The 12423-nt window shown below is 59.2% G+C and carries 11 protein-coding genes; 5 read left to right on the forward strand and 6 right to left on the reverse strand.

The features are described from left to right. The first annotated feature begins 9 nt into the window (after positions 1-9). The gene (rodA, locus tag Q0601_RS15240) at positions 10-1149 is read left to right on the forward strand and encodes a rod shape-determining protein RodA (RefSeq protein ID WP_305290722.1); all 1140 of its coding nucleotides are present in this window, start codon (positions 10-12) and stop codon (positions 1147-1149) included. Then, positions 1130-2062, forward strand: a complete 933-nt coding sequence (locus tag Q0601_RS15245; protein ID WP_305290724.1) for a 2-hydroxyacid dehydrogenase — start codon at positions 1130-1132, stop codon at positions 2060-2062. The genes rodA and Q0601_RS15245 overlap by 20 nt, the downstream gene beginning before the upstream one ends. On the opposite strand, the gene Q0601_RS15250 is transcribed toward Q0601_RS15245, so the two are convergent. From Q0601_RS15250 to folK, 4 genes are all read right to left on the reverse strand, one after another. Beyond that, entirely contained in the window at positions 2056-2778 is a 723-nt protein-coding gene (locus tag Q0601_RS15250) for a DUF2062 domain-containing protein (protein WP_305290725.1), read from the reverse strand. The two genes, Q0601_RS15245 and Q0601_RS15250, sit on opposite strands and share 7 nt — an antisense overlap. A gap of 60 nt (positions 2779-2838) precedes the next feature. Further along, positions 2839-4953 (reverse strand): RelA/SpoT family protein, encoded by a 2115-nt coding sequence (locus Q0601_RS15255; RefSeq protein ID WP_305290726.1) that lies wholly within the window; start codon positions 4951-4953, stop codon positions 2839-2841. A 27-nt stretch (positions 4954-4980) separates the two neighbouring features. Beyond that, positions 4981-5337, reverse strand: coding sequence for a DNA-directed RNA polymerase subunit omega (gene rpoZ / locus Q0601_RS15260; RefSeq protein ID WP_305290727.1), 357 nt, complete (start codon positions 5335-5337; stop codon positions 4981-4983). Between the two features lie 71 nt (positions 5338-5408). Continuing rightward, a complete protein-coding gene (gene folK, locus Q0601_RS15265; protein ID WP_305290728.1) occupies positions 5409-6008 on the reverse strand; it encodes a 2-amino-4-hydroxy-6-hydroxymethyldihydropteridine diphosphokinase in 600 nt (199 codons plus the stop codon). 115 nt (positions 6009-6123) lie between these two features. On the opposite strand from folK, the gene Q0601_RS15270 reads away from it, so the two are divergent. Both Q0601_RS15270 and Q0601_RS15275 read left to right on the forward strand, forming a co-directional pair. Then, the gene (locus Q0601_RS15270; protein ID WP_119751261.1) at positions 6124-6684 is read left to right on the forward strand and encodes a LabA-like NYN domain-containing protein; all 561 of its coding nucleotides are present in this window, start codon (positions 6124-6126) and stop codon (positions 6682-6684) included. Between the two features lie 8 nt (positions 6685-6692). Beyond that, positions 6693-7907 (forward strand): MFS transporter, encoded by a 1215-nt coding sequence (locus Q0601_RS15275; protein ID WP_305290729.1) that lies wholly within the window; start codon positions 6693-6695, stop codon positions 7905-7907. Here Q0601_RS15275 and Q0601_RS15280 read toward each other — a convergent pair whose 3' ends face one another. Then, complete coding sequence (locus tag Q0601_RS15280) at positions 7908-9143, reverse strand: DEAD/DEAH box helicase (RefSeq protein WP_305290775.1); 1236 nt, start codon at positions 9141-9143, stop codon at positions 7908-7910. It lies immediately after the preceding gene. Between the two features lie 448 nt (positions 9144-9591). Then, complete coding sequence (locus tag Q0601_RS15285) at positions 9592-10977, reverse strand: dipeptidase (protein WP_305290730.1); 1386 nt, start codon at positions 10975-10977, stop codon at positions 9592-9594. A gap of 165 nt (positions 10978-11142) precedes the next feature. Between Q0601_RS15285 and hemA the strand changes: the two genes are divergently transcribed. Then, entirely contained in the window at positions 11143-12372 is a 1230-nt protein-coding gene (hemA, locus tag Q0601_RS15290; protein WP_305290731.1) for a 5-aminolevulinate synthase, read from the forward strand. Positions 12373-12423 lie beyond the last annotated feature (51 nt).

A 12423-nucleotide genomic window follows, 5' to 3' on the forward strand; every position in this document is an offset into this window, starting at 1 on the left:
GGGATAAGCATGGCGTATCTCGATTATCAGGTTGCGCAGATCCCGACTGGTTGGCGCAAGATCCTGTATCTGAACTGGCCGCTGGTTTTCCTGATTTTTGCCGTCGCCTGTTACGGCTTTGTCATGCTGTATTCGGTGGCGGGGGGGGATTTCGAAACCTGGGCCGAACCGCAGATTTATCGCTTCATCGTCGGAATGATCCTGATGATCGGGCTTGCCTTCGTGCCGATGTGGTTCTGGCGCGGCGTATCGGTTTTCGCTTATGTACTGTGCCTTGTGCTTCTTGCCGCGGTTGAATTGATCGGCGATATCGGAATGGGTGCACAGCGCTGGATAGATATCGGCCCCATTCAATTCCAGCCGTCCGAGCTGATGAAGATCGCGCTGGTTCTGCTGCTTGCGGCCTATTACGACTGGCTGGATGCCCGTAAGGTCTCGCATCCGTTCTGGGTGCTGGTTCCGGTTCTTCTGATCCTGACTCCGACCGGGTTTGTCATGATGCAACCCGATCTGGGAACCTCGCTGATGCTGATCACGGGAGGGGCGATCGTGATGTTCGCCGCAGGCGTATCCCTGTGGTATTTTGCCGGGGTGATATTACTGATCGCAGCCCTCGTGACGGCCGTGATGGAAAGCCGAGATACCGAGTGGCAATTGCTCAAGGATTATCAATATCGCCGCATCGACACGTTTCTTGATCCATCTGTCGATCCGCTGGGCGATGGTTACAACATCACGCAGGCGCAGATAGCCCTGGGATCGGGGGGATGGTCGGGGCGGGGCTTCATGCAAGGCACGCAATCGCGGCTGAATTTCCTGCCCGAGAAACATACCGATTTCATCTTTACCGTTCTGGCCGAGGAATTCGGGTTTGTCGGTGCTATCTCGCTTTTGGTGCTTTATTCACTGATCATCGGGTTCTGCCTGTTTTCGGCCATCACCAACCGTGACCGTTTCGGCTCGTTGCTGACGATCGGGGTCGCAGGCACGTTTTTCGTCTATTTCGCAATCAATATGGGCATGGTAACCGGGATACTGCCGGTCGTCGGCTCTCCGTTGCCGCTTGTCAGCTATGGCGGGACGGCCATGATGATATTGCTGATGGGGTTCGGTATGATGCAGGCCGCCCATGTCCACAGACCAAGGTGATCAGATGCAGGTTCTTTTCGCAGCTCCGGCTTCCATGTGGGACGGGTGGTCCCCGCCATTGATGGCGGCATGTCCGGAAATGTCTCTTGTCCGGGACGGCGATCCGGCAGCTATCGACGCGATCATTTATGCCCCCGGGGGGGAGATCGAGGATCTGACGCCCTATCGTAACGCCCGGCTTGTCCAAAGCCTTTGGGCCGGGGTCGAGCGGATCATCAGCAATCCCACTCTGACGCAACCATTGGCGCGCATGGTCGATCCGGGGTTGGCGCAGGGCATGGCCGAGTTCTGTACCGGCTGGGCGATGCGCGCCCATCTGGGCATGGACGGCTATCTGCAGGACGGCATCTGGCGTCATGGTCAGATTCCTCCGCTGGCGACAGAACGCCATGTCACCATATTGGGCACAGGAGAATTGGGCGCCGCCGCCGGCAGGATGCTGCGCGGAATCGGATTTCGGGTTACCGGCTGGAGCGCTTCCGGCCGCCCGGTCGAGGGGATGGATGTTCTTGCCGGGGATCAGCTTGATCAGGCTCTTGCCCGGGCTGATATCCTGATTTCGCTTCTGCCCGACACCTCTGCAACCGGGAACCTGCTGAATGCTGACAGCCTTCACCGCCTTCCGCGCGGTGCGTGGCTTGTCAATCCGGGGCGAGGGACGGTGCTGGATGATGAAGGGCTGATCGAGTCGCTGGATTCAGGCCATCTTGGTCATGCGGTTCTGGATGTTTTCAGAACCGAGCCGTTGCCGTCCGACCATCCGTTCTGGGCACATCCGAAAATTACCGTAACTCCGCACATTGCTGCGGAAACACGTCCCGGAACCGCCGCTTTGGTCGTGGCCGAAAATTTGCGCCGGGCGATGCGGGGCGAGCAGATCCTGCACCTTGTCGACCGCATGAAAGGTTATTGAATGGGGTCCTTGTCCGATGATTCAGGTCGGATGTGGCCCGCTTTATCGCCAGGTGTTTCCGGTTTTGCGGCGCCTTCAGATATATGCGTGTCTGCGGCCTGTTGATGAAGCCTGACCCGCGCGATACGGGCAGCCATCTTTTTCTCTCGGCGTTTGTGATAGGCGCGGATCACAGGCACGGTCATGTAATGCGCGGCGGTGCTGACCAGCAGGCCGATGATCGTCCCGCCGACGAAATAGGGCCAGTAGACATCCCTGATAAAATGGCCAAGATTTTCCCACTGAGCCTGCTCGGGTCCGAAGACCGAGCGGAGATTATACCATAATTCGGCACTGGCGCGCGTGAACTCGCTGAAAATCAATTGCGGCGACAACTGACCCCCAAGCCCCAGAAGCTCGCGTCCCAGACTGACGGCCAGGACGGCGATAAAAGGGAAGGTGATGGGGTTTCCGACGAATGTCGCCAGCAATGCGGCAAGGATATTGCCCCGGATCAGCCATGCGCATGTTGCGGCAAGCGCGAAATGAAGTCCGAATGTCGGCGTGAACGAAACGAATATGCCGGCGGCGACTCCGCGGCTGATGCGATGGGGTTGATCGGGTAGCCGACGCAAACGGTAAACCACATAGGTTCCGGCCCGCCGCCAGCCGCCGCGAGGATAGAACATATCGCTGGCCATTTGACTATAGCTGCGCGGTTTACGGCGTTTGAACACCTTGAGCTCCGATCCTCTTGCCTGTTTATCCCGGCCTGCGAATATTCCGTCACAACCTGTTTACGGTTTCAGCGACGGATCGCGGAACCGGGCAACTTGCGCCACGTCGCTTTCCGCCTCGAGCGCGGTCAGAAGCGCGTGGAGATGTTCATGATGCCGCAATTCCACTTCAAGCGAGATATGGTAGAAATCTGGTTTGCGGTCCAGGAATTCAAGATTCGATATATTCGCGCCATGCTGTCCGACCAGCGTGCATATCCGGCCAAGCACACCCGCGTCATGACGGATCGTCAGGCGCAGCGTGGTTGAATAGGCCGGAGGATGGCGTCCTTCCTGCCAGCGAAGATCGATCCAGCGATCCAGGTTGTCCTCGAATTCCGCCAATACGGGGCAGTCGATCGCATGGATCACCACTCCGCGACCGCGATAGGTGATGCCCACGATCCGTTCGCCGGGCAGGGGGCTGCAACAGGGCGCGCGGGTGAAATGCTGATCGGCATCCAGCCCTGCAATAGGGCGGCTGCCATCCAACTCGTCGGAACTGTCGGCCAGATCAGGGTAAAGGACGTCCAGAACCTCTTTCGCGGAATTCTCGGCGCTGCCGATCCGGGCCAGAAGCTCGTCCGCATCCTCGAGTCCCATCTGTTTCGCGGCGGTGCGCAGCGCCTTGTCGGTCACTTTGCGGCCGACATGCTCGAAGCTGACACGCAGAAGTTCGCGTCCCAGCCGTATGAAACGATCACGATCCTCTTGCCGAAGGGATCGCCGGATTGCCGCTTTCGCCCGGCCCGTGACCACTACGTCCAGCCATGTGGCCTGCGGACGCTGGCCCGAGGCCGCGATGATTTCGACCGATTGACCATTTTTGAGCCTGGTCCACAGCGGCACGCGGATACCGTCGACTTTCGCGCCTACGCAAGCGTGACCCAACCTTGTGTGGATGGCATAGGCAAAATCGATCGGCGTGGCGCCGCGCGGCAACTGGATGACATCGCCCTTGGGTGAGAAGCAGAAAACCTGATCCTGATACATCTCGAGTTTGACATTCTCGAGAAATTCATCGTGATCCTCGCCATCGAACTGAGCGGTCAGTTTCTCCAGCCAGTCGGCGGGATCGGCGGCAAAGGGGTTCTTGGTCCGCACCCCGTCGCGATACGCCCAATGCGCGGCAACCCCGGCCTCGGCGACCTCATGCATCTGCCGGGTGCGGATCTGTACCTCGACCCGCTTGCCGTCACGTCCCGAAACGGTGGTGTGGATGGAACGATATCCGTTCGATTTCGGCTGGCTGATATAATCCTTGAAGCGCCCGGGCACAGCTCGCCAGCGATGATGGATCAGCCCAAGGGCGCGATAACAATCGCCTTCGCTATGAGTGATGATCCGAAAGCCGTAAATGTCCGAAAGACGGGAAAACGCAAGCTGTTTGTCCTGCATCTTGCGCCAGACCGAAAAGGGTTTTTTCGCGCGCCCGAAAACATCCGCATCCAGCCCCTCACGCTCGAGTTCGGTGCGGATATCGGCGGTGATCTGGCTGATCACGTCGCCGGAATCCTTCTGAAGGCTGACGAAGCGACGGATGATCGAGTTCCGCGCTTCGGGATTGATGACCTTGAAGGCCAGATCCTCAAGCTCTTCGCGCATCCACTGCATCCCCATCCGTCCGGCCAGCGGGGCATAGATATCCATCGTCTCGCGCGCCTTCTGAAGCTGTTTCTCCGGCTTCATCGAACGGATCGTGCGCATATTGTGCAGCCGGTCGGCAAGCTTGACCAGTATCACACGAAGATCGCGCGACATCGCCATGAAAAGTTTGCGAAAATTCTCGGCTTGCTTGGACTGGGCAGAGCTGAGCTGCAGATTGGTCAGCTTGGTGACGCCATCGACAAGCTTTGCGATCTCGTGCCCGAACATCGCCTCTACTTCGGGCATGGTCGAGCGGGTATCCTCGACCGTGTCATGCAGAAGCGCGGTGGCGATCGTTGCGTCATCCAGACGCATTTCGGTAAGAATGGCGGCGACGGCGATGGGATGGGTGAAATAGGGTTCGCCCGATTGGCGGAACTGCCCTTCATGCATCCGCATGCCATATTCAAAGGCATCCCGGATGAGCTGCAGGTTGCTGCGCGGATTGTAGTTGCGAATCAGCGCGATAAGGTCTTCGACGTCGATCATGCTATGACGAAGACCCCCGCGATCCGCTTAACTGCGCTGACTGGCTTCCAGCATCATGCGCAGCATCCGCTCTTCGGATTCTTCATCGGCGGGCTTGGGACGATCCACCTCTGCACCCAGCAGCAGCGCCATAGCATCCTCTTCGGGTTCATCCACCTCGATCTGGGTCTGGCTGGCTTCGATCATCCGTTCGCGCAGATCATCGACCGGCTGGGTTTCGTCGGCGATCTCGCGCAGCGCGACGACCGGGTTCTTGTCATTGTCGCGATCAACTGTGGGGGCACTGCCTGACGCGATCTCGCGCGCGCGATGCGAGGCCAGCATCACCAGATCAAAGCGGTTGGGAACCTTGTCGACGCAGTCTTCGACTGTTACGCGGGCCATTCTTCACCTGTAGAGTTACGAATCGGAGTTCTAGAACGAAACAGGATATCTGGCGATCATGGTGCGAAATGTCAAGGCAATACCGGCGTTTCCTGTATCTCGAACGGCCTCATTCCTGCCAAAGCCGAGCGCGGCAGCGCGGCCAGCATTTCCGCGATGCTGCGCCCTGTGGCGGGATGGATCCAATCCGGCGCGATTTCCGCCAGAGGCGCCAGGACAAAACCGCGATCCTGCAGGCGCGGATGCGGCAGGATCAGGGTGTCTGGCGTATCGATCAGCTGGCGCTTGGGCGACAGCTGGACCCATTGTAGATGAGTTTCCGGATCCGGCAGTAGCAGGTTTTCATATCCGATAAGGTCCAGATCCAACACTCGCGACGACCAGCGCCCGGTGCTGCGATCACGACCGAATTGCGATTCGATTTCATGAAGCCGGGTAAGTAACTCATGGGGGTTCAGGATTGTACGTAAAATAATTGCACCATTTATGAAATCCGGACCGGATTCTGCAGGAACCGCCGGAGTTTTCCAGAATCGGCTGCATGCGCTTATTGTAGTATCTCGTTTTTCGTGCAGAATACATGCCGCCATACGCAGCGTTTCACTCGCGCTGGCGATGGCAGAAGGCAGGTTGGCGCCAAGGGCAATAAGTGCAAGTTTATGTTTGATCATCTGAACCTGCTTAAACCTCATGTCGTAGGATGGCGCTTGTCTGTCTGCTTGCAGCATAATGTGGCAGCCGAAGGACGTCTATTCACCCAACACCTTTCGATTGAAGGCAACAAAAATGTTTTACAAGGACGACAGGTTGGCGATTTTCATAGATGGTGCCAACCTTTATGCAGCTGCGAAATCCCTGGGCTTCGACATTGATTACAAATTGTTGCGTCAAGAGTTCGATCGTCGCGGGAAATTGTTGCGAGCTTATTATTATACCGCGCTTATCGAAGGAGAAGAATATTCTCCTATTCGTCCGCTCGTCGATTGGCTTCACTATAACGGCTATTGCGTTGTGACCAAGCCGGCCAAGGAATACACCGATGTCATGGGCCGCCGGAAGGTCAAGGGCAATATGGATATCGAACTTGCCGTCCATGCCATGGAACTGGCCTCGCGTCTTGATCATGCGGTGCTGTTTTCGGGCGACGGGGATTTCCGCCCGCTGGTCGAGGCGCTGCAACGCCGGGGTGTCCGGGTTTCCGTGGTTTCCACCATCCGGTCCCAACCGCCTATGATCGCAGATGAATTACGCCGCCAGGCGGATAATTTCATCGAGCTTGACGCATTGCGGGATATTATCGGCCGCCCTCCGCGTCCCGAACGGCCGCTTGACGAAGAAGAAGACTGAGCGCGGTGATGGCAACGCCAGCCCAAGGGCGCTGGTGGGCGCTTGTGCTGTTAAGCAGCGGTGTCGTCGGGGCCATGACCTGTTGGTTTTCGGCAACGGCGATTATGCCTCAGCTGATTCTTGAATGGTCGCTGACGCCGGCACAGGCCGGTTGGCTGACGAATTCTGTTCAACTGGGCTTCGTGTTCGGCGCGATTGCGGCATCACTGGTCAATCTTCCCGATATCATGCGCCTGACCCGGCTTATCGCTATTTCCGCACTTCTTGCCGGGGCCGCCAATGTGATCTTGCTGGCACAGCCGGGCTGGACGGCGGCCGTTATAGCGCGCTTCGTGACCGGCATGGCATTGGCCGGAGTCTATCCGCCCGCAATGAAGCTGATGGCAACCTGGTTTGTGCACGGCCGGGGATTGGCAATGGGTGTACTGATCGGTGCGGTGACGCTGGGTTCATCCATGCCGCATCTGTTCAGGGCCGTCAGCGACGGGCTGGATTGGCGTGTGGTCATGATCCTGTCCAGTGCCGGCGCGGCCCTGTCGGTGATCATATTCGGTATGCTGGTGAAGGAAGGTCCCTATGCGTTCGGCCGCGCCGTGTTCGATCCGCGACGCGCTTTTGCTACCTTCCGCGAGCGGAGCCTGCTTTTGGCCAATCTGGGCTATTTCGGCCATATGTGGGAACTTTATGCCATGTGGGCGTGGTTCCTGGCCTTTGCCACCGCGGCCAGGCAGGAGGGGACTGCCTCGCTGGGATCCCCCTCGTTCTTTGCCTTTCTGGTCGTTGCCTCGGGTGCAATCGGATGCGTGCTTGGCGGCATGCTGTCGGACCGGATCGGGCGTTGCCTGACAACTGCGGGAATGATGGCGATATCGGGGACCTGCGCCTTGCTGATCGGTTTTGCCTTTGACGGTCCCGCTTGGCTGCTGGCTCTGATCGCGATTATCTGGGGGATCTCGATCATCGGGGACAGCGCCCAATATTCGGCGGCGGTGACTGAACTTTCGGATCCGCGCTTTGTCGGCACGGCACTGACGATTCAGGTCAGCGTCGGGTTCGCACTGACCGTATTTACCATTTGGATGATGCCGCATGTCGCGGCGTTTCTGGGCGGATGGCAATGGGCGTTCGTCGTATTGCTGCCTGGCCCGCTGGTCGGGATATGGGCGATGCTGCGTCTGCGCCGCCTGCCAGAGGCGGCGCGACTGGCAGGCGGCAAGGGCTGATCAGCCCTTGGCCTTCTGTGATTTGGGCTGACGGGAAGGCCGGCGGGCAGGGCGTTGCTGCCCGCCATTATTGCCCGGTCTGCCCCGGTTCCGTGACGGATTGCGCTCGGCCCGGGGGATACCCACCGGCACCTCGCCTCCGATCACCGGGATTGCGGATTTCATCGCTTTTTCGATTGCGCGAAGCTCTCCGACTTCCGCCGGAGCGCAAAATGCCACGGCCCGGCCATCGCGCCCGGCGCGGGCAGTGCGGCCGATCCGGTGGACATAATTCTCGGGGACATTCGGCAGATCGTAATTATAGACATGCGCGACCTCGGGAATATCCAGGCCCCGGGCCGCCACATCGGTTGCCACCAGTATCTGGGTATCGCCCTTGCGGAACGCCTGCAGCGCGCGTTCCCGCTGACCCTGAGACTTGTTTCCGTGGATCGCGGCGACCTTGAAGCCCCATTTGTCCAGCAGTTTCGCCAGTTTGTCCGAGCCGTGCTTGGTGCGACCGAAGACCATCGCCAATTCGCCCGGGTGTTTGGACAGATATTCGGCCAGCAATGCCGCCTTGTCGCCCTGTGTGGTGAAATGCACGCCCTGTTCGATCTTTTCGGCGGCCTTGCCCGGAGGGTTCACCGCCACGCGGACCGGATCCTTCAGATAGGTGGCGGCCAGTTCGGACATCAGCTTGGGCATGGTGGCCGAGAACAGCAATGTCTGACGCTGTGGGGGCAGCATCTTCGCGATGCGGCGCAAGGTGTGAATAAAGCCGATATCCAGCATCTGGTCGGCCTCGTCCAGCACCAGATACGTGGTGGCCTCAAGCGAAATCGCACGGCGCTCGATCAGGTCGATCAGACGGCCCGGCGTGGCGATCAGGACATCGACCCCGCGTGAAAGCCGCTCGGTCTGGACATTGATCGAGGCGCCGCCGACAACACGAAAGCTGCGGATCGGGGTGCCTTCGGCATAAGCATCGATATTCTGTGCGATCTGGGTTGCCAGTTCGCGGGTCGGCGCAAGGATCAATGCGCGGCAGGTCTTCGGATCGGGTTTCCTGCCATGCTTTATCAGCCGTGTCAGCATCGGCAGACCGAAAGCGGCGGTCTTGCCCGTGCCGGTTTGGGCCAGCCCCAGCACATCGCGGCCTTCCACGACTGCCGGAATGGCCTGATCCTGGATAGGCGTAGGCTGATTCAGCCCCATTGCCACGATATTCGCATTGATGCGCGGATCGATCCCCATATCCGCGAAGGGTCCGGTCGGAAGCGGATCGCGCGACGGCGCCCGGCGGCCTTCGTTCGGAGCGGCGTGCTTCTGGGCGGGGCGGGGGGTGTTTTTGTTGCCGCGGAAATGGCGGCGTGGTGTGTTCTGTTCCATAAAATACTTTCATCCCCGCATCCCCCGTATCGGACGCGTGGGCAGATGCCGCGGCGCAAAGCTGCGGCAAACACGAGTGGTGCGGGCGCGATACGAGGATGCCCGCATGCCTCCCCGCGTGAATGGGAAACTGGATGATATGTCGCGGCTTGTAGCGTTAAAGACGCGGCTGCTCACGCGGCAGCGGGCGGCGACCTGGCTCAGATGGAGGGTGCCGGGCGATAAGTCAAGCGAATTCGGGGTGTGGAGCCGGGATGAACCGGGACCGGCGCATCATTATCCGCCGGTCCCGGGCCGTGCGGCAGGGTGGACGTCATCGCAATTCCGCCAGAATCCGCGCCCAGCTTCGCGCGCCCTTGTGGAAACTTTCGACATCGTATTTCTCGTTCGGGGAATGGATCCGGTCGTCGTCGCGCCCAAAGCCGATCAGCATCGAATCCATATCGAGGATCTGTTTGAAATCTCCCGCGATGGGGATCGAGCCACCCGAACCGATATAGGCCGCCTCGCGTTCCCATTCATCGGTCAGTGCCTGTTTGGCCAGGGCGAATGCCGTATCGGAAATATCCATGACACTGGCCGGCCCGCCGCCATGTTCGTGGAATTCAACGCTGCAATCCTCCGGGACATGGGCGCGGATATGGTCACGGAAGGCGGCGCGGATCTTTTCAGAATCCTGCTTGCCAGTCAGGCGGAAGCTGACCTTGGCGCGGGCCTCTGCGGGAAGAACCGTTTTGAACCCGTCGCCGGCATAGCCCCCCGCGATACCGTTAATCTCGGCCGTGGGGCGGTTCCAGACCATTTCCAGCGATGTCCGGCCCTTTTCGCCGATAGGCTGGCTTAGTCCGACCTTGCTCAGAAAATCCGTCGCATCGAAACCAAGCGCCGCCCAGTCCCGCGCCAGAGAGTCGTCAAGATCGTTCACCCCATCATAAAAGCCGGGCAGGGTGACCCGCCCATCGCTGTCTTTCAACGCGCCAAGCGCCTGCGCCAGGATCATGATCGGATTGGCGGCCAGACCTCCGAACATGCCCGAATGCAGATCGCGGTCGGCGGCGCGGATGACGACCTCTTCGCCGACAAGTCCGCGAAGCTGCGTGGTGATGGCGGGGCGGCCATCCGAATACAGGCCGGTGTCGCAGATCATCGCCAGCGACGCGCGCAGCTCGTCGGCATGTTCCCGAAGGAAGGGGCGCAGCGAAGGTGAACCCGATTCCTCTTCGCCCTCGAACAGCAGGATAAGGTCGGTGGGCAGGCTGCCATGCACCGTTTTCCATGCCCGGAACGCTTCGACAAAGGTCATCAGCTGACCTTTATCGTCGGACGCGCCCCGTCCACGGATTACCTTGCCGTTATCGCCTGTCTGGAGCTCGGGTTCGAAGGGCGGACGGTCCCAGAGTTCAAGCGGATCGACCGGCTGCACATCATAGTGACCATAGAACAGCAGCGAACGCGCATTGCCCCGGGGCGAATGGGCAGTGACCATCGGATGCCCGGCCGTATCGTGAACCCTGGCCTCGAAACCCAATTGCTGCAATTCGCCTTGCAGCCATTCCGCAGCCTTGCGGACATCGCTGCGATAGGCCGGATCGGTCGAGATCGATGGAATGCGCAGAAAGTCCAGCAGACGTGTCAAGGCATCGTCCTGTCCGGCGTCAAGTTGTGCAAGCACTTCGTCGAGTCGTGCCTTGTCCGTCATTTCCATATCCTTTCCGACTGAAACACTTGGTTTTTCGTATTGGCCTTTAGTTGTGCTGCGACAATTTTTACCTGTCATTTTCGGGAATCGGCAGGTATCAACGGCAAGCGCGCTTGATCGGAAGAATGATCGCACCCAGCAGGCAAGGCAAGGGAAACGCCAGATATGAATTACGACGCTGCTCTGGACCGGGCAATTGAACAGCTACACGAGGAAGGACGCTATCGCACCTTTATCGATATCGAGCGTGCGAAGGGTCGGTTCCCGCAGGCGGTCTGGACACGCCCGGATGGACAGCAGCAGGAGATTACCGTCTGGTGCGGCAATGATTATCTGGGCATGGGTCAGCACCCGGTCGTGCTTTCGGCCATGCACGAGGCGATCGATGCTGTCGGCGCCGGCTCGGGTGGCACGCGGAACATCTCGGGCACCACGGTCCATCACAAGCGGCTTGAGGCCGAACTGGCAGACCTTCACAGTAAAGAATCCGCATTGGTGTTTTCCAGCGCCTATATCGCCAATGACGCGACGCTTTCGACGCTGCCCAAGCTGTTCCCCGGCCTGATCATCTATTCCGACGCCCTGAACCATGCCTCGATGATCGAGGGGATCAAGCGGAACGGCGGCGCCAAGCGGATTTTCCGCCATAACGATCTGGCGCATCTGCGCGAGCTGCTTGAGGCTGACGATCCCGGCGCGCCCAAGCTGATCGCTTTCGAATCGATCTATTCCATGGATGGCGATTTCGGGCTGATTGCCGAAATCTGCGATCTGGCCGAAGAATTCGGCGCATTAACCTATCTGGATGAAGTTCATGCCGTGGGCATGTATGGCCCGCGCGGTGGCGGTGTGGCCGAACGTGACCGCCTGTCGCATAGAATCGATATCATCAACGGAACGCTGGGCAAGGCATTCGGCGTGTTCGGCGGCTATATCGCGGCGTCGAACCGGATGTGCGATGCGATCCGCTCTTATGCGCCGGGTTTCATCTTCACGACCTCATTGCCGCCCGCCGTGGCTGCCGGTGCGGCGGCATCGATCCGTTTCCTCAAGGGGCAGGGCGGACAAGAGCTGCGCGATGCTCAGCAATTGCATGCAAGAATCCTGAAGATGCGCTTGAAATCATTGGGAATGCCGATCATCGACCACGGCAGCCATATCGTGCCTGTTCATGTCGGCCACCCCGTGCATTGCAAGTCACTGTCGGACATGCTGCTGCGCGATTACAGCATCTATGTGCAGCCGATCAATTTCCCGACCGTTCCGCGCGGGACCGAGCGCCTGCGTTTTACCCCCTCGCCAGTGCATGATCCAAAGCAGATCGATCATCTGGTGCGCGCCATGGACGCACTCTGGTCACAATGTGCATTAAATCGCGCTGAATTGAGTGCTTGATGATATCAACTGGTGAACTGCTCTCGCAGCCGTGATAAAATCCCCGTACTT

The sequence above is a fragment of the Paracoccus wurundjeri genome (assembly GCF_030678915.1).
Lineage (GTDB): Bacteria > Pseudomonadota > Alphaproteobacteria > Rhodobacterales > Rhodobacteraceae > Paracoccus > Paracoccus onubensis_A.